The 17,187-nt window shown below is 66.4% G+C and carries 14 protein-coding genes; 11 read left to right on the top strand and 3 right to left on the bottom strand.

Annotation, left to right across the window (positions count from 1 at the left end):
* The first annotated feature begins 173 nt into the window (after nucleotides 1–173).
* Nucleotides 174–1,373 (top strand): hypothetical protein, encoded by a 1,200-nt coding sequence (locus G370_RS0105280; protein ID WP_019659645.1) that lies wholly within the window; start codon nucleotides 174–176, stop codon nucleotides 1,371–1,373.
* A 21-nt stretch (nucleotides 1,374–1,394) separates the two neighbouring features.
* On the opposite strand, the gene G370_RS0105285 is transcribed toward G370_RS0105280, so the two are convergent.
* Both G370_RS0105285 and trxB read right to left on the bottom strand, forming a co-directional pair.
* On the bottom strand, nucleotides 1,395–2,519 hold the full coding sequence (locus G370_RS0105285) for a GNAT family N-acetyltransferase (RefSeq protein ID WP_019659646.1): 1,125 nt from the start codon (nucleotides 2,517–2,519) through the stop codon (nucleotides 1,395–1,397).
* A gap of 102 nt (nucleotides 2,520–2,621) precedes the next feature.
* Nucleotides 2,622–3,593, bottom strand: coding sequence for a thioredoxin-disulfide reductase (gene trxB / locus G370_RS0105290; protein WP_019659647.1), 972 nt, complete (start codon nucleotides 3,591–3,593; stop codon nucleotides 2,622–2,624).
* A 233-nt stretch (nucleotides 3,594–3,826) separates the two neighbouring features.
* Here trxB and G370_RS0105295 point away from each other — a divergent pair, with 233 nt between their 5' ends.
* The 5 genes from G370_RS0105295 to G370_RS0105315 all read left to right on the top strand — a co-directional run bounded on the left by G370_RS0105295 (nucleotide 3,827) and on the right by G370_RS0105315 (nucleotide 11,030).
* On the top strand, nucleotides 3,827–6,187 hold the full coding sequence (locus G370_RS0105295) for a DNA translocase FtsK (RefSeq protein ID WP_019659648.1): 2,361 nt from the start codon (nucleotides 3,827–3,829) through the stop codon (nucleotides 6,185–6,187).
* A 39-nt stretch (nucleotides 6,188–6,226) separates the two neighbouring features.
* Nucleotides 6,227–8,170 carry a DUF3857 domain-containing protein gene (locus G370_RS0105300; protein ID WP_019659649.1) on the top strand — a complete coding sequence of 648 codons (1,944 nt, stop codon included), beginning with the start codon at nucleotides 6,227–6,229 and terminating at the stop codon, nucleotides 8,168–8,170.
* Nucleotides 8,171–8,281: 111 nt separating this feature from the next.
* Complete coding sequence (lolA, locus tag G370_RS0105305; protein ID WP_019659650.1) at nucleotides 8,282–8,920, top strand: outer membrane lipoprotein periplasmic chaperone LolA; 639 nt, start codon at nucleotides 8,282–8,284, stop codon at nucleotides 8,918–8,920.
* Nucleotides 8,921–9,192: 272 nt separating this feature from the next.
* The gene (locus G370_RS0105310; protein ID WP_019659651.1) at nucleotides 9,193–10,470 is read left to right on the top strand and encodes a replication-associated recombination protein A; all 1,278 of its coding nucleotides are present in this window, start codon (nucleotides 9,193–9,195) and stop codon (nucleotides 10,468–10,470) included.
* Nucleotides 10,471–10,658: 188 nt separating this feature from the next.
* Nucleotides 10,659–11,030 (top strand): DUF805 domain-containing protein, encoded by a 372-nt coding sequence (locus tag G370_RS0105315; protein WP_026346975.1) that lies wholly within the window; start codon nucleotides 10,659–10,661, stop codon nucleotides 11,028–11,030.
* A 73-nt stretch (nucleotides 11,031–11,103) separates the two neighbouring features.
* Here G370_RS0105315 and G370_RS0105320 read toward each other — a convergent pair whose 3' ends face one another.
* On the bottom strand, nucleotides 11,104–11,478 hold the full coding sequence (locus tag G370_RS0105320; protein WP_019659653.1) for a hypothetical protein: 375 nt from the start codon (nucleotides 11,476–11,478) through the stop codon (nucleotides 11,104–11,106).
* Between the two features lie 280 nt (nucleotides 11,479–11,758).
* Between G370_RS0105320 and G370_RS0105325 the strand changes: the two genes are divergently transcribed.
* The 5 genes from G370_RS0105325 to G370_RS0105345 all read left to right on the top strand — a co-directional run bounded on the left by G370_RS0105325 (nucleotide 11,759) and on the right by G370_RS0105345 (nucleotide 17,182).
* Entirely contained in the window at nucleotides 11,759–12,787 is a 1,029-nt protein-coding gene (locus tag G370_RS0105325) for an alpha/beta hydrolase (RefSeq protein ID WP_019659654.1), read from the top strand.
* A gap of 122 nt (nucleotides 12,788–12,909) precedes the next feature.
* Nucleotides 12,910–14,286: a YncE family protein gene (locus G370_RS0105330; RefSeq protein ID WP_019659655.1), complete on the top strand. Its 1,377-nt coding sequence runs from the start codon at nucleotides 12,910–12,912 to the stop codon at nucleotides 14,284–14,286.
* 51 nt (nucleotides 14,287–14,337) lie between these two features.
* Complete coding sequence (locus G370_RS0105335; RefSeq protein WP_019659656.1) at nucleotides 14,338–15,384, top strand: heme/hemin ABC transporter substrate-binding protein; 1,047 nt, start codon at nucleotides 14,338–14,340, stop codon at nucleotides 15,382–15,384.
* Nucleotides 15,381–16,424 (top strand): FecCD family ABC transporter permease, encoded by a 1,044-nt coding sequence (locus G370_RS0105340; protein WP_019659657.1) that lies wholly within the window; start codon nucleotides 15,381–15,383, stop codon nucleotides 16,422–16,424. Before G370_RS0105335 ends, G370_RS0105340 begins: the two co-directional genes overlap by 4 nt.
* Nucleotides 16,421–17,182, top strand: coding sequence for a heme ABC transporter ATP-binding protein (locus G370_RS0105345; protein WP_019659658.1), 762 nt, complete (start codon nucleotides 16,421–16,423; stop codon nucleotides 17,180–17,182). The genes G370_RS0105340 and G370_RS0105345 overlap by 4 nt, the downstream gene beginning before the upstream one ends.
* Nucleotides 17,183–17,187 lie beyond the last annotated feature (5 nt).

A 17,187-nucleotide genomic window follows, 5' to 3' on the forward strand; every position in this document is an offset into this window, starting at 1 on the left:
GGTGGTTGGAAGGTTTCCTTTTTTGAGATTTGTTGCATTCCCGTGGGATGCATCGCCAGTCACCCTCTTGGTTTACATGCCCCGAGCTGACCGCCATGACCTGTGTTGTCGCCATGCAAGAGCTGCTTGAATTGGCCCGAATGCCGGGAGGCTCAGATGGAGCCTTGGTTGCGATGCTGGATCTCTATGGACGTGATCCTGCCGCCCTCACGACACTGCTCATCCTGGCGATGAAGTTTCAGGCGGAGAAGAGCCGGATGCTGATGGCTGCGGCGGAGTTGCTGCCGGATGAAAGTGTCGCAGAGGTGTGCCGATTTGCCTGGGGCGAGTTCAAGAGCGGTAGCCGCCATTGGCTGGCGACCAGGATCGCGGCGCAGGCGGCCTATCGTCTCCCCGGATTGCTTCATGATGACTGGGATGCCGTCCTTCGCCTGTCGGCACACGAGCCAATAGAAGGCCCATTCTGGCGGGAGCTGCCGATTGAGGTCGGTCGGAGATGGATCCAGGAGGCAAGAGGGCCGTCGTCGTCTGATGCTGGCTTGCCCGGGTTGCCGCTTGAAATGAGTGGGATAGTGGAGTTCCAGGACGCCGTGCGTGACCCATCTGGTTCACGGGATGAACCTTGGGCGACAATCGGTAGGGGGGGATTGTCTGGCCTTGAGCTGGGCTCGGGACGCGCATTGCATGGAGAGCGTGGTCTCCACCTGCGTTTCAGTGCGCAACTTCAGCGCTTGCAACTGGCGGAATCCACAAAGGTCGAGCGTCGCCTCCAGCACTTTCATCCCACCTGGAAGGGTGGGAGTGCGAAGGCAACGGCGCATGTGGGTGGCCGCCTGGAAGGGAGATGCGGAATATGCGGCTCACCGCTGCAGCGTTTGCTGGAACTGGAGCTGGCATTGATCGGCCCGTGCACCCTCTCGAAGGTGACGCTCGGCATATCCCTGGACTGTCCCGACAATGGAGAGTCCGGTTGGTGCCACGGAGATCCCGTGTATTTCCGCCACGATTCACAGGGCTTTCCCAACGCCCATGAATCGCAGGTATTCGATTCGCGGGCATGTCCTGAAACGTCCACCACCCTGATGGAGGCGGAGGTCGATCTGGTCGAGCTTCCGGGTCGGTTCTGGCAGCCGCCGAGCTATGTGGGTGGCTGGCAGAACTACAGCCGGGTGGGCGGACTGCCATCCTGGATCCAGAGCGGGCTCTATCTGTCCTGTCCCGACTGCTGCCGCACAATGTTCTTTGTCATGCAGCTCGATTCTCACATTCCTTTGGACGATGGCTCCCTGATGCAGTGGATGAATGGAGGAATGCTCTATACGTTCTGGTGTGACCATTGCCAGATCAGTGGGCACTACAGCCAGTACTCCTAGCTCATCCGAGCAAGCTCGACTCTACGTTCCTACGCGGAACGGACCATGCCCCTGCAATTCCTGCTGGTACCGCCGCACACTCTGCCGCTCCTGCCGGCACCAATCCTGCAGTGCCTCTGCGAAATCCGGATCGGCCACCCGGTGTCGGCTGCGCACCAGCGTCGGCAGGAACCCGCGCGCCAGCTTGTGCTCGCCCTGTGCGCCGGGCTCGAAACGGCTCAGGCCTTCGCGCAGGCAGTATTCGATGCCCTGGTAGTAGCAGGCTTCGAAGTGCAGGCCGGGCAGGGTGGCGCCGCCCCAGTAGCGGCCGTACAGCGTATCGCCACCGCGCAGGCACAGCGCGCCGGCAATCGGCTCGCCGTCCTGTTCGGCCAGAAACAGCACCAGCCCGCGTCCCAATGAAATGGCCAGATGGCGCAGGAAGGCCTCGGTCAGTGCCGGGGCGTTGCCGTACTCGAGGAATGTCTGCAGATAGAAGCGGTACATCGCCTGCAGGTCGGCGCGGCCGGCCTCGTCGCCATGTACCACGCGGAAGGTGATTCCCTGGCGGGTGACTTTGGCCCGTTCCTGGCGGATGTTCTTGCGATGCTTGTGGTCCATCGCAGCGAGGAACTGGTCGAACGTCGCCCAGTCACCCGGATTCTGCCATTGGAACTGCACGTCCTCGCGCAGCAGCCAGTCGTCATCGAACAGAGCCTCATCGCTGGCGGTGTGGAAGTTGATATGGGCCGAGGATACGTGCAGCGCGGGCAGCGCCTCGCGCAATGCCGACAGCAGCGCGATGCGCCCTGAATCGTGACGGGCCAGCAACCGCGGGCCGGTGACCGGCGAGTACGGCACCGCGCCCAGCCACTTCGGATAGTAGTCGCGGCCGTGGCGGGCATACGCGTTGGCCCAGGCATGGTCGAACACGAACTCGCCGTGCGAATTGGTCTTCAGGTAACCCGGAATGGCGCCGACCAAGGTGTTGCCTTCCCAGAGCGTGAAGTGCCGGGGCTGCCAGCCCCAGTCCTCGCGCAGGCAACCGTGCTGTTCAAGTCCGGAAAGGAAGGCGTGGCTGACGAAGGGGTTGCGGCCGTCGTGCAGGGCATCCCAGTCGGTCGCGGCGATGGACTGCAGGGAGTCGAGGAAGCGGGGGGAAGACATGGGGGAAGGATAGGGCAGATGAAACAGAAAGGCCGACGCACTGGCGTCGGCCTATCATCCGGAGTCGGGCGTGGCGCGACCCTACAGGAGCGGGTCAGCCTCTCAGCTGGCCTTGCCCTGGGCGTCCAGGTAGCGCTCGGCATCCAGTGCGGCCATGCAGCCGAAGCCGGCCGAGGTGATCGCCTGGCGGTAGTGCTGGTCGGCCACGTCGCCGGCGGCGAACACGCCTTCCACCGAGGTCTGGGTGGCATTGCCGCCCAAGCCCGAGCGGATCTCCAGGTAGCCGTTGTTCATCGCCAGCTGGCCGTCGAACAGCTGGGTATTCGGATGGTGGCCGATGGCCACGAAGAAGCCGTGGGCGTCGATGTCACGGGTACTGCCGTCCAGCGTCGACTTCACGCGCACGCCGGTCACGCCGGCGTCGTTGCCCAGCACTTCCTCCACCTGGTGGTGCCAGACGGTCTCGATCTTGCCGGCAGCAACCTTGGCAAACAGCTTGTCCTGCATGATCTTTTCCGCCTTCAGGGTGTCGCGGCGGTGGACCAGATAGACCTTGCGGGCGATGTTGGACAGGTAAAGGGCCTCTTCCACGGCGGTGTTGCCACCGCCGACCACGACCACGTCCTGGTCGCGGTAGAAGAAGCCGTCACAGGTGGCGCAGGCGGACACACCGCGGCCCTTGAAGGTCTCTTCGGTCGGGATGCCCAGGTATTTGGCGGTCGCGCCGGTGGCGATGATCAGCGCATCGCAGGTGTACTCGTGGCTGTCGCCGATCAGCTTGAACGGGCGCTGCGACAGGTCGGCGGTGTGGATGTGGTCGAAGATGACCTCGGTCTCGAAGCGCTCGGCGTGCGCCTGCATGCGCGCCATCAGGTCCGGGCCCATCAGGCCGTGGGCGTCACCCGGCCAGTTGTCCACCTCGGTGGTGGTCATCAGCTGGCCACCCTGCTGCAGGCCGGTGATGACGACCGGCTTCAGGTTGGCACGGGCGGCGTAGACGGCGGCGGTCCAACCGGCCGGTCCGGAACCGAGGATGACGAGGCGCTGGTGGCGGGAGGGCAGGCTGGTGCTCATGTAGACTCGCGAAAAGGTAGATGGGACAAGGCGCTGGCGATGTTTGCGCAGCATCCGTGGCTGGTCATAGAGTGGCGGCTGGGGCAGGGCGATTCAAGCCGATGAACGGAACGCCGTCATCCAGCAGTGGTTTCGGCCCTCGGATTGCCCTGTCGGACGTCGCATAACTGAAAACTGACGCCGTCTCATTTATTATCAATCACTAACAGCGCATTCCAAAGGTATGGTCTAAGGTGGCGAAGCAGGTCCCCGAACGCTCCAAGTCCGACGACAGCAAGGCGTCACGTCGCACGGCCGCGGCGGCGACGACCGACAATCCACGCCGCCAGCGCCTCTGGCGCGACCTGGGCCTGATCGCCATCGCGCCGGCCCTGCTGTATCTGGCGGCCAGTCTTTTCACCTATTCAGCGACTGATCCGGGCTGGTCGCACACCGGCAGCGTGGTTGCGCCGGTGCACAACCTGGGCGGCCGCGCCGGCGCCTGGATCGCCGACGTGCTGCTGCAGCTGTTCGGCTACATCGCCTTCCTGCTGCCGGTGGTGCTCGGCGCGCTGGCGTGGATCGCCATGTTCGGCCTCAAGCGCGAGAGCAAGGGCGAGAACGACCTGGATCCGGCACTGCGCCTGGTCGGTCTGGTCGGTTTCCTGATCGCCGGCACCGGCTTCCTGCATGTGCGCCTGTTCAGTGGCGATGTCGCCAGTGCCGGCGGCATCCTCGGCAAGCTGGTCGGCAATTCGCTCACGGTGGGCTTCGGCGCGCTGGGGGCGAACCTGTTCGTGCTGGTGCTGCTGCTGGCCTCGATCACCCTGGCCACCGGGCTGTCCTGGTTCACGGTGATGGAGAAGATCGGCCGCGGCGTGATGTCGCTGGCGCCGTTGCTGGAACGCAAGAAGGAAGAAGTCACCGAGTGGAAGCAGACCCGGGTGATGCGCGAGGAACGCCAGGAAGTACGCAAGGCCGACGCCGAGGTGCGCGCCAAGCGCGAGCCGGTGAAGATCGAGCCGCGTCCGGAGCCGGTGATCGAGAAGAGTGATCGGGCCAAGCGCGATACCCAGATTCCGATGTTCCGCGGCGTCAACGGTGATGGCTCGGACCTGCCGCCGCTGGCGCTGCTGGATGATCCCAAGCCGCAGCCCAAGGGCTACGACGAAGAGACGCTGGAGACCCTGTCGCGGCAGATCGAGTTCAAGCTGAAGGACTTCCGCATCGATGCGCAGGTGGTCGGCGCCAATCCCGGCCCGGTCATCACCCGCTTCGAGATCGAGCCAGCACCGGGTATCAAGGTCAGCCAGATCAGTTCGCTGGACAAGGACATCGCGCGTGGCCTGTCGGTGAAGTCGGTGCGCGTGGTCGATGTCATTCCGGGCAAGTCGGTGATCGGCCTGGAAATCCCCAATGTCACCCGCGAGATGATCTTCCTGTCCGAACTGCTGCGCTCGAAGGAATATGACAAGTCGGCCAGTGTGCTGACCCTGGCGCTGGGCAAGGACATCGCCGGTCGCCCGACCGTGGCCGACCTGGCACGCATGCCGCATCTGCTGGTGGCCGGTACCACCGGTTCGGGCAAGTCGGTGGCGGTCAATGCGATGGTGCTGAGCCTGTTGTTCAAGGCCTCGCCGAAAGACCTGCGGATGCTGATGATCGACCCGAAGATGCTCGAACTGAGCGTCTACCAGGGCATCCCGCACCTGCTGGCGCCGGTGGTCACCGACATGAAGGAGGCCGCCAACGGCCTGCGATGGTGCGTGGCCGAGATGGAGCGCCGCTACAAGCTGATGAGCGCGGTGGGCGTGCGCAACCTGGCCGGCTTCAACAAGAAGGTGAAGGAAGCCCAGGACGCCGGCCAGCCGCTGATGGACCCGCTGTTCAAGCCGAACCCGGAGCTGGGCGAGGCACCGCGTCCGCTGGAAACGCTGCCGTTCATCGTCATCTTCATCGACGAATTCGCCGACATGATGATGATCGTCGGCAAGAAGGTGGAAGAGCTGATCGCGCGCCTGGCACAGAAGGCGCGTGCGGCCGGCATCCACCTGATCCTGGCCACGCAGCGCCCGTCGGTGGACGTGATCACCGGCCTGATCAAGGCCAACATCCCGACCCGTATCGCCTTCCAGGTCAGCTCCAAGATCGACTCGCGCACCATCCTCGACCAGTCCGGCGCGGAAACCCTTCTCGGCCACGGCGACATGCTGTACCTGCCGCCGGGCACCGCGCTGCCCGAGCGCGTGCATGGTGCGTTCGTGTCCGATGACGAAGTGCACCGCGTGGTCGAGCACCTCAAGGCGATGGGCCCGGCCGACTATGTCGACGGGGTGCTGGACGAGGTGCAGACGATGGGCGACGGCGTGGTCGTCGGTGCCACCGGCCTGCCCGAGACCAGTGCAGCCGGCGACGAGTCCGACCCGTTGTATGACGAAGCACTGCGGGTGGTCACCGAGACCCGCCGTGCCTCGATTTCCGGCGTGCAGCGCCGGCTGAAGATCGGCTACAACCGTGCAGCGCGACTGATCGAGGCCATGGAAGCGGCCGGCGTGGTCAGCCCGCCCGAGCACAACGGCGACCGCACGGTGCTGGCACCGCCGCCGCCGAAGTAAGACCCGACGTATCCCCCACGACGTCCAAGGAACCGACGCATGCTTCACCCCGTATCAAGCGCGCTGGCGCTGGCGCTGGCAGCCCTGATGGCTGCCGGCCCGGCACTGGCAGAAACCGCCACCTCCGCGCCCGCCACGGCGCCGCCTTCCACCAGCGGCGATACCGAAGCCAGCAATAATTTCAGCATTGTCCGTTACCGCGCCGACTACCAGGTCCGGCCGGACGCGGGCAATGTGCAGACCGAAACCTACGAAGTCCTGCTCAAGACCAAGGCCTCCGTCGAGCAGTTCAGCCAGGTGCGGCTGAGCTACAGCGAAAAGATGGAGACGCTGGAAGTGCTCGGTGCCTACACCATCACCGCCGATGGCCAGCGCCGCGACGTGCCGGCCGACCGCATCTACACGCAGGAGAGCTACTCCAGCGCCTCGGCGGCGATGTATGCCGACCGCAAGGTGCGGGTGATCGTGTTCCCGAACCTGGCCCCGGGCACGCGCCTGTACTACAAGGTGCGCCGCACCCAGGCCACGCCGTACTTCCCGGGCTATTTCGGCCTGTGGGAGACCTTCAACGTCTTCACCGAGTACGAGGACGCCGAGGTCACCCTGAGTGCGCCGGCCAACCTGCCGATGTTCGTCGACAGCCGCGGCGTGCAGGGCAGTGACCGGCCGACGGTGAAGAACGGCCAGGCGCAATGGCGCTGGCGCTACCAGCGTCGTGAGGCGATGCCGGCGCAGAACTGGTCGGCGGCGGGCTGGGAGTTCGGCCCGAACATCATGGCCAGCACGTATCGTGACTGGTCGCAGATGGGGCGCGCCTACCAGCTCAAGGCGGGCCCGGCGGCCGAGGTGACCCCGGCGCTGCAGGCGCTGGCTGATGAGATCACCGCCGGCATCAGTGACCGCCGCGAGCAGGCTGATGCGCTGTATCGCTGGGTCGCGCAGAACATCCGCTATGTGGCGGTGTACCTGGGCAACGGCGGCCTGGAGCCGAACAGCGCGCAGAGCATCCTCGACAACCACTACGGCGACTGCAAGGACCATGTGACGATCCTGGAGGCGCTGCTGGCGGCCAAGGGCATCGCCAGCTCGCCGGTGCTGATCGGTGCGGGCGGTGGCCCGACGCTGCCGAAGATTCCGGTGCTGGGCCGCTTCAACCACGCCATCACCTACATTCCCGAATTCGATCTGTACCTGGATTCGACCACCGCGTGGGCGCGCTTCGGTCAGCTGCCAGAGGGTGACCTGGGTGCACCGGTGATGCGTACCCGTGACGCCACGCTGGCGCGTACCCCGGCCAATACGCCGGAGCGCAATGCGACGTCGATGGAGGTGCGTTTCACGTTTGATGCCAACGGCAACCTGCGCGGCGAGACCATTCCCAAGTTGGGTGAGAACGCCGAGATCGGCATGCGCGCGCAGTTCTCCCAGCTCAACGCGCAGAACCGTGCGCGCGCTGAGGAGCAGATCATGGCCTCGTCCGGTTTCGATGGGCGAGGGCAGCTGCAGATCCAGGGCGTGCCGGTCGACCTGACCCGGCCGTTCGGCTACCGCATGGCGTTCCAGGCCGAGGACTACGCCGATTTCAGCGTGGCCGGCGGCATGGCCGTGCCGGATCCGCCGGGTGGCGAGTCGGTGCGGGGGTTGTATGCCACCGCCTCGGCGCCGGCCAACGAAACGCCGTTCTACTGCAACGCCAGCCTGCGCGAGGAAACCTATCGCCTGCAGTTCCCGGCCAATGCGCCGATCATCGCCATTCCGGCCAGCCAGCGCTTTACCAATGCCGCTGGCGAATACCGGGTGGACTGGAGCCGCGAGGGCCAGGACGTGATCGTGCACCACCGCTTGCAGCAGAATGCGGTGCGTGGGCCGGAGGCGCTGTGCCAGCCGCAGGACTACCCCGCGTTCCGCGCGCTGTACCGCGAAGTGCGGCGCGGCTTCCGCGGCCAGGTGCTGTACGGCAAGCTGCCGACATCTGGCGGCTGAATCGCCGATGGACGTTCAGGGCGGCATAATGTCGCCCTGATCGCCCATTCATCTTTCCCTGGGCACACTGGCAACCACCTTTCCTGGCGCCCGCGCCCACAGGATTTCCGCATGAACTTCCACTTCCGCCGTTTCCTTGCCACTACTACCCTGGCCGTCGCCTGTGCCGCTGCCGGCAGTGCCTGGGCCGGTGCCCGCGATGACCTGAAAACCTTCACCAGTGGCCTGAAGGGCTTGGACGGACAGTTCAGCCAGCAGGTGTTCGACAGCCGCGGCAAGGTGAAGGAATCGACCAATGGCCGCGTGGCGCTGTCGGCGCCGCGCCTGTTCCGCTGGGAATACGTGCGCCCGCATGAGCAGTTGATCGTGGCTGACGGCAAGAAGGTCTGGATGTACGAGCCGGACCTGGAGCAGGCCACCGTGCGCGAGCAGGGCAAGGAAGAACAGAACAGCCCGCTGACCGCGCTGATCAACCCGGCGCTGCTGGAACAGCAGTACGACGTCAGCGAAGAGGCCGCGCAGCGCGACGGCCTGCAGTGGCTGTCGCTGTCGCCAAAGCGCGAGACCGAAGCCAGCTTCCAGTACGCCGCGCTGGGCTTCAACGCCCAGGGCCTGGCCAGGATGGAAATCACCGATGCGGTTGGCCAGCGTACCGTGATCACCTTCAGTGGCTGGAAGCGCAACCCGGGCTTCGCGGCCGGCACCTTCAGCTTTACGCCGCCGAAGGGCACCGACGTTATCGGGAATTGATTGCGGTCGCCGGGCATGGCCCGGCGCTACCTGCTCTGGTGGGTGTCAACCGGCACCGCCTTGGTGGGGGTCAACCTTGGTTGACACGCTGTTGATCTGCCGGCCAGCGGCCGGCACTACCGGACATCGCGTCCCGCCCGCCGGGCACGGCCCGGCGCTACCGTTGGGCGGCGCGGTACAATGAGCGGGTGGCAAGACATCGTTCAACTTCCTTCCCCGGCCCCGATCTGCTGAGTGTTGATCGGGAACATCTGCGCCCGCTGGCCGAGCGCATGCGCCCGCGCACCCTGGACGAAATGGTCGGGCAGAAGCGCCTGCTGGCGCCGGAGAGCGCACTGCGCCGTGCAGTCGAATCCGGTCGCGTGCATTCGATGATCCTGTGGGGGCCGCCCGGCTGCGGCAAGACCACGCTGGCGCTGCTGCTGGCCGAGTACGCCGATGCGGAATTCCGTGCCATCTCCGCGGTGCTTTCCGGGTTGCCGGAAGTGCGCCAGGTGCTGGCCGAGGCCGCGCAACGCTTCGCCGAAGGCCGCCGCACCGTGCTGTTCGTGGATGAGGTACATCGCTTCAACAAGGCGCAGCAGGATGCGTTCCTGCCGCATATCGAGCGCGGCACCATCCTGTTCGTCGGTGCCACCACCGAGAATCCATCGTTCGAGCTGAATTCGGCGCTGCTGTCGCGTTGCCGCGTGCATGTGCTGGAAGCGGTATCACCAACCGATATCGTCGAAGCGCTGGAACGCGCACTGGGCGATCGTGAGCGCGGCCTGGGCGAAGAAGGCATCGAGGTCGCTCCCGAACTGCTGCTGGAGATCGCCACCGCTGCCGATGGTGATGTGCGTCGTGCGCTGACGCTGCTGGAAATTGCCGCCGAACTGGCGGGCGGGGAGGGGGGGCGCATCACGCCACAGACCCTGACCCAGGTGCTGGCCGATCGTACCCGCCGCTTCGACAAGGGCGGCGAGCAGTTCTACGACCAGATTTCGGCGCTGCACAAGTCCGTGCGCAGCTCCAACCCCGATGCTGCGCTGTACTGGCTGACCCGCATGCTCGATGGCGGCTGCGATCCGTCGTATCTCGCGCGCCGGCTGACCCGCATGGCCATCGAGGACATCGGCCTGGCCGATCCGCGCGCGCAGAGCATGGCGCTGGAAGCCTGGGACATCTACGAGCGGCTGGGCAGCCCGGAAGGCGAGCTCGCGTTCGCCCAGTTGGTGCTGTACCTGGCGAGCACCGCCAAGTCGAACGCGGGCTACGCCGCGTTCAACCAGGCCAAGGCCGACGTGCGCCAGAGCGGTACCGAAGAGGTGCCGCTGCACCTGCGCAATGCGCCGACCAAGCTGATGAAGGAGCTGGGCTACGGCGCCGAGTATCAGTACGACCACGATGCCGAAGGAGGCATCGCGCTGGACCAGACCGGTTTTCCGGACGCGATGGGCGAACGGGTGTACTACAACCCGGTGCCGCGCGGCCTGGAGATCAAGCTGAAGGAAAAGCTGGATCGGCTGCGCGCCGAGCGCGAGGCGGCGCGGGCCGCGAAGGGCCGTTGAGTCGGCTCATGTAGCGTCGAGCCACGCTCGACTCCGCTCTGGACCGATCCAGCAGCACCTGCGGAAACAGCAGCCGAGCATGGCTCGGCTCTACAGGGGTAATCGCAGTCGAGTGTGGTTCGTCACCACATTGTCCTGCGGGCGCTCCTTTGGCACACTGCGCGGCTACTTTTTCAAGGATTGATGCCGTGCAGGAAATGATTCTGCCGTTGAAGCGTTACGCCCAGTTCGAGGGCCGTGCCAACCGTCGCGAATACTGGATGTTCCAGCTGTTCCTGTTGATCGTCTCGGCCGTCCTGATGGTCCCGCTCATCGCCGGGTTGGTGATGCAGTCCGACGTGCTTGGCATCGCGTCGATCATCCTGTTCGTCGTGTTCTGGCTGGCGACGTTCGTGCCGGTCATCGCCGTCACCGTGCGCCGCCTGCACGACTGCAACCAGTCGGGCTGGATGTACCTGCTGGCCTTTGTTCCGTTCGGTGGCCTGGTGATCTTCGTGTTCGCGCTGCTGCCGGGTACACCGCAGGAGAACGTCTACGGCCCGGTGCCTGCGGGGCCGTGAGACTGCGTGAGTCGAGCATGGCTCGACTTCTACGGGACGGGAAAACGAAGCCGGCGTTTCGCCGGCTTCCTTCTTACTTGATGCTGCAGTCGCCGAAGGACAGGTAATGCGTTCCCGAGCTGAACTGCAGCGTGCAGCTGGCGGTGAAAGTCGCGCCTTCTTCCAGCGCACCCAGCTTGGCCGCCTGCTGCTCATCGTCGCTGGTCAGCCGGGCCAGGACATTGCCCTGGTCATCGCCGGCCTCGATCAGCGGTTCGCCCGCCAGGTTGCTGGAAACGCTCAGTGCCACGGCAGTGAATGTCACCGTCTGGTTGAGTTCGTCCATGCCCAGTGAAGAATTGCCGGCTTCTTCAAAGGCCTGGTAGAGCGTTGGCAGGTCCTGTGCGGCATGGGCGGCCAGCGGTGCAAGCAGGCCGAGGGAAAGGGCGATCAGTGCGTTGTGCTTCAAGGGTTCTCACAATCATGGGATCCAATCCCATGGCGTTTGTGTGCAGATGAACGCGACCCGGATGGCGGCAAGTACCCGCCATCCATGGCTGCGCTGGAAGCGGGGCGATCCAATACCCCGATGGGCCGCAAAATAGGGGAAGTGCTGCCCCTTGCGCAAGCCGGGCATGCGCGCGCGTGATACACAGCGTGACGTTTGATCGATGTGATAATCATTCGCGTTTAAGGTAGACTGCGGTCCCCTGTGAACCGGCGGCCATCGGCCGCTCCTGCCGCCGCTGATGAAGCATTTCGTCCCGCCTTTGCGCCGTGGTCCACTGGCCCGCGGCATGGCCGCCCTGATGATGGGGGTCCTGATGGCCACGCCCTACGCCCATGCGCAGCAGCGCAATCCGCTGCAGAAGATCGGCCACACCGTGCTGGACGAGCCGGCGGCCAGCTATCGCTTTGAACGTTTCGTGGTGGACAGCCCGGACCAGCAGCGCCGTTGGCGGGTGAACCTGGCGATCCCGGTCAAGGCCAGCAAGGTGTCCTCTCCGGTGCTGTACGCGCTGGACGGCAACGCCGTCGCCATGGTCCTGGATCAGCCGTTGCTGGCCGAGCTGGCCGCGCGCAAGGCGCCTCCGGTGCTGGTGCTGATCGGCTACGACAACGACCTGCGCATCGATTCCAGGGCGCGCACCCGCGACTACACCGCGTGGATCGACCGTGCCGATGACGAGAGCGGTGCGACCCAGGCGGTCGGCGGTGGTGCTGCGGTTTTCCTGGATGTGATCGAACGCCGCATCAAGCCGGAAGTCGAGCGACGCGCACGCATCGATACGCAGCAGCAAGCACTGTGGGGGCACTCGTTGGGCGGGCTGTTCGTGCTCAATGCGCTCTACACCCGCCCCGCCGCCTTCCAGTCCTATCTGGCGGCCAGTCCCTCGCTGTGGTGGAGCCAGGGCGCGGCGCTGGGTGATCCGGAACAGCAGTTCGTGCAGAACGTGCATGGCCAACCGGCAAAGCTCTGGCTGATGCTGGGCGGTGCCGAGCGTGTTGGCGATCGTGGCAAGCGCGACCTGAGCAACCCACGGGTGGTCGCGCACCTGCGCCGCATTGGCGGTGCCACGCCGGATGCGGCGACGCAGCTGTCCGAGCGGCTGGCCAAGGTGCCGGGCCTGAGCGTGCAGTACCGCGAGTTCCCGGGGCTGGGACACGGCCCGATGCTGCCGGCCTCGTTCCATGCCGCGCTGCATGAACTGTACGGCGTGACCGACCGCAGCGCCGGCGATGGCGCGCCCAGTGGCGGGGACAACGCCGCCGAATGAATGCCTTCGCACGCGATGCCGTGCGACCCCACTACCCAGGCGAGGCTGCCGGCGTGCAGCGGCCCAGGCAACCGATGACTCCCGCGCCGCGTGGCGCGGCCTACGTGTGCAAGGAGCCTTCCATGTCGTTCCGTCCGTCTTTCCGTCTCACCTCTCTCGCCGCCGGCCTCTTGCTGGCGGTGACCGCCACCGCGCAGCCGGTGTTCGACCAGCCGGCCAACGCCACCTTCAAGGGTGAAGTCGTCTCACGCGGTGAGAACGTGGTTCCCGGCAGCACTGCCGACGTGGTCGGCCGTGGGTTCTTGCCGGGCCAGAAGGTCAGCCTGCTGCGCGGTGACAGCGTGCTCAACGCGCAGCCGCTGGTGGTCGATGCTGATGGCAACTTCAAGACCCAGTTGAGCATTCCGGCCGACGCGGTGCCGGGCACTCATCCGGTGGTGGTGCGCGCCAGCCAACCGGCTGCGGCCACCGTGCTGAAGCTGCGCGTCTCGCCGCAGCTGCCGCTGTCCGGCCAGGCGCAGTTCGCCACCCAGTCCAACAAGCTGGTGCCGGGCCTGTACCAGTCCGCCTACAGCGCCGCCAGCAACGCGGTGTTCGTGACCTCGGCGGTGGGTCGCCCGCCGGTGACCCAGTCGCAGCTGCTGAAGCTGGACCCGAAGTCGCTGAAGGTGACCAAGGCGATCACCCCGGCGCAGGTGCCGGGCAGCACCAATGGTGCGGTGTATGCGGTCTACGGCGTGGGTGTGGATGACACCAACGGCAATGTGTGGGTGACCAATACCCGCCAGAACTCGATCGCCGTCTATCGCCAGAAGGACCTGTCGCTGGTCCACCAGTTCCCGGTCGACACCGTGCCGCATGCGCGCGACGTGGTGGTCGACGGTACGCACGGCAAAGTGTTCGCTTCTGCCACCGGCGAGGACCACCTGACGGTGTTCGATGCGAAGACCCTCAAGGAACTGCCGCAGGTGACGCTGGAATCCGGCGTGGACGACGGCAAGTTCACCCCGATGAGCCTGGTGCTGGACGAGAAGGGCGGCAAGCTGTTCACCGTCAGCATCGGCACCCCGGAGGCGGCGGTGATCGATGTGGCCAGCGGCAAGGTCGACAAGGTCATCGACCTGGGCAATTCGATCAGTGCCTCCGGCGTGGCCTTCGATGCGGCACGCAACCGTCTGTACGTGGCCTCGCAGGGCACCGACAACCTGCTGATCGTCGACGTGGCTGCCGGCAAGGTGCTGCATGACGTGCCGGTCGGCGCCGGTGCGCTGAACGTCGCCTTCGATGATGCCTCCGGCCTGGCCTACGTCAGCAACCGTGGCGCTGGCACGGTCGCCGTGGTGAACGGCGACGGCAAGGTGGTCGCCAACCTCGATGGCGGTACGCTGCCGAACCACGTCCGTGCCGATGGCAAGGGCAACGTGTTCGCGGTGAACAAGTCGCGTGGCGCCGAAGATCCGAAGGGTGACCGCATCACCCGCATCACCCCGAAGCAGTAAGTCACAGGGCAGGGCGGCCTGCACGTCGCCCTGCCAGCAAGGAGAACGAGCATGAACATCGCGTCCCGTCTGCGCCTGTGTGCGCTTCCGTTGGCTGTTTCGCTGGCGCTGTCTGCCTGCAGTGGCTCGTCAACGCCGCCGGATGGCCACAAGGCCGCCGAGCCGCCCGCCGCAACCGCCGCTGCGGACACCGCGTTGCCGGCAGGCTGGCAGCGCGTGGCCGGTGCCGAAATGCCGGCCGTGCACGGCCGGAAGGCGGTGCTCCCGGCCAAGGTGCATTCCGACGATGGCGCTGACATTGAAGTGGCCGATACCAGTCGCATCATCGCCGGTGGCGACGACGTCATCGCGGTGATCGAAGCACTGGGGCTGGGCAAGCAGGTCTTCGCCGCGCCGACCAACACCACCACCCAGGCCGGCCTGGCCGCGCCGCACCAGTTCCTGTTCAACCGGACCACTGGCGTGGAGGGCGTGCTGAGCCTGCAGGGCTCGCTGTTCCTCGGCAACAGCCTGCGCCGCCACACCGAGCTGGCGAAAAAGCTGCGCGAGGTGGGCGAGCCAGCGGTGGTCATCGATGACCTGCAGCCGGCGCCGGACAAGGTGCGCAAGGTCGCCGCCGCACTAGGGCTGGCCGAGGCAGGGCAAGCACTGGCCACGCAGGTGCAGCGCCAGCTCGACGAGGCTGCAGCGATTGGCAAGGGCCTGGGCCATGCACCACGAGTGATCCACGTCTCGGCCACCGGCGCCGGTGGCTCTCCGACCGTCGCCGGTGCCGACAGTGCGTCGGCGCAGCTGATCGCACTGGCGGGCGGCATCAACATCGGCACCGAGGCGGGGGTGAAGAACTACTCGCAGCTGAGCAATGAAGGCGTGGTCGCCGCAGCGCCCGAGGTGATCCTGGTGACCGAGCATGACCTGCAGCTGTTCGGCGGTGCCGAGGGCCTGTGGAAGGCGTACCCGACGTTGAAGCAGACCCCGGCCGGGCAGGCCAATCGGGTCTGGGTGATGCCGGACGTGCAGCTGAAGTACACCAGTGTCGGTTCCGGTGCTGGTGCGCTGGCGCTGGCCAAGGCCCTGGCGGCGTTGCCGAAGGCATGAGTCCGGCGGATCGGCGCCGCCGCCGCGGGCGGACGATGTTGCTGGTAGCGTTGCTGGCACTGCTGGGTGCGGTGCTGGCCTCGTTCGCCGTGGGCCCGCTGCGGCTGCCGCCGCTGGAGGTGATGCAGGCGTTGGCGGTGAAGCTGGGTCTGCTCGACCCGCAGGCGGTCAGCAACCGCGATCTGGCGGTGGTCTGGCAGCTGCGTATTCCGCGTGCCCTGTTGGGCGCGATGGTCGGTGCGTCGCTGGCGATGGCCGGTGCCAGCCTGCAGGGCCTGTTCGGTAACCCGCTGGCCGACCCCGGTATCGTCGGTGTCAGCCAGGGTGCTGCGCTGGGTGCGGTGGCTGCCATTGTTCTCGGCGCTGCGGGCGCAGCGGGCTGGCTGGTGCCGGTGGCGGCGTTCGCTGGCGGTGCGTTGGCGATCGGCCTGACCTACGCGCTGGCGCGGCCCGGCAAAGGCAGTGGCAACGCCACGCTGCTGCTGGTCGGCATCGCGATGGCCGCGTTCTGCTCCGCGCTGATCGGTTTCCTCACGTACATCGCCAGCGAAAGCGAACTGCAGTCGCTGGTGTTCTGGCAGATGGGCTCGCTGGCGCGTGCCAACTGGGCCGATGTGGCGGCGGTGGTGCCCCTGTTTGCGATCGGCGTGTTCGCGTTGCAGCGGTTGGCCACGCCGCTGGACATGCTGGCGCTGGGCGAACGCCAGGCGCAGCATCTGGGGCTGGACGTGACCCGCACGCGGCGTCGCCTGGTGGCGTTCAGTGCGCTGCTGGTGGGCGCGGCGGTGGCCTTTGCCGGCTCGATCAGCTTCGTCGGCCTGGTGGTGCCGCACGTGGCGCGCCTGCTGGTCGGCCCGGGTCATCGCTGGTTGCTGCCGTTGTCCGGCCTGCTCGGTGCGCTGCTGATCGTAGTGGCCGACACCGCGGCCCGCACGCTCGATCCGCCGGCGGAGATTCCGCTGGGCTTGTTCTCGGCCGCGCTGGGCGCGCCGTTCTTCCTCTGGCTGGTGCTGCAGCAGCGCCGCAAGGCGGCCCCATGAGCGCGTTGCTGAAGCTGCACGAGGTGGTGGTGCGTCGCCAGCAGCGCGAGATCCTGCATGGCATCTCGCTGGCGTTCGAGCCGGGTACGGTGACCGCGCTGGTTGGCCCGAACGGCGCAGGCAAGTCCACGTTGCTGGCGGTAGCGGCCGGCGACCTGCGCGCCGATGCGGGCGAGGTGAGCCTGCTGGGCAAACCGCTGGCCAGCTACAAGGCCGGGCCGCTGGCGCGCGAGCGCGCGGTAATGCCGCAGGAGCATGGCGTGCGCTTTGCCTTCAGCGTGGAAGAAGTGGTGGCGATGGGGCGTTTGCCGCATCCGCCGGATCCAGTGGTGGATGACGCCCAGGTGGAAGCGGCCATCGATGCCGCGGAACTGCAGGCGCTGCGCCTGCGCGAGGTGCAGCAGCTGTCCGGTGGCGAGTCCGCCCGGACCACGTTCGCGCGCGTGCTGGCGCAGGATACGCCGCTGCTGCTGCTCGATGAGCCGACCGCCGCGCTGGACCTGCGTCACCAGGAGCGCACATTGCGTAGCGTGCGTGCCTGCGCCGAGGCCGGTGCGTGCGTGATCGTGGTGCTGCACGATCTGAACCTGGCGGCTGGCTATGCCGACCGCATCGTGCTGCTGGAGCAGGGCAGGGTGGCCGCTGATGGTACGCCGCTGCAGGTGCTGACCGAAGACAACCTGCAGCGGGTCTACCAGCAGGATGTGGTGGTGCTGGAGCATCCGCGGCGCGGGGTACCGCTGGTGGTGGTGACCTGAGCGAA

Origin of the sequence: Stenotrophomonas hibiscicola ATCC 19867, assembly GCF_000382065.1 — a bacterium.
Lineage (GTDB): Bacteria > Pseudomonadota > Gammaproteobacteria > Xanthomonadales > Xanthomonadaceae > Stenotrophomonas > Stenotrophomonas hibiscicola.

Coding starts and splice junctions, on each gene's coding strand:
- G370_RS0105285 (WP_019659646.1), bottom strand. CDS start 2,519: ATGTCTTCCCCCCGCTTCCTCGACTCCCTGCAGTCCATCGCCGCGACC.
- G370_RS0105280 (WP_019659645.1), top strand. CDS start 174: ATGCTGGATCTCTATGGACGTGATCCTGCCGCCCTCACGACACTGCTC.
- G370_RS0105345 (WP_019659658.1), top strand. CDS start 16,421: ATGAGCGCGTTGCTGAAGCTGCACGAGGTGGTGGTGCGTCGCCAGCAG.
- G370_RS0105300 (WP_019659649.1), top strand. CDS start 6,227: ATGCTTCACCCCGTATCAAGCGCGCTGGCGCTGGCGCTGGCAGCCCTG.
- lolA (WP_019659650.1), top strand. CDS start 8,282: ATGAACTTCCACTTCCGCCGTTTCCTTGCCACTACTACCCTGGCCGTC.
- G370_RS0105330 (WP_019659655.1), top strand. CDS start 12,910: ATGTCGTTCCGTCCGTCTTTCCGTCTCACCTCTCTCGCCGCCGGCCTC.
- G370_RS0105340 (WP_019659657.1), top strand. CDS start 15,381: ATGAGTCCGGCGGATCGGCGCCGCCGCCGCGGGCGGACGATGTTGCTG.
- G370_RS0105325 (WP_019659654.1), top strand. CDS start 11,759: ATGAAGCATTTCGTCCCGCCTTTGCGCCGTGGTCCACTGGCCCGCGGC.
- G370_RS0105335 (WP_019659656.1), top strand. CDS start 14,338: ATGAACATCGCGTCCCGTCTGCGCCTGTGTGCGCTTCCGTTGGCTGTT.
- trxB (WP_019659647.1), bottom strand. CDS start 3,593: ATGAGCACCAGCCTGCCCTCCCGCCACCAGCGCCTCGTCATCCTCGGT.
- G370_RS0105310 (WP_019659651.1), top strand. CDS start 9,193: ATGCGCCCGCGCACCCTGGACGAAATGGTCGGGCAGAAGCGCCTGCTG.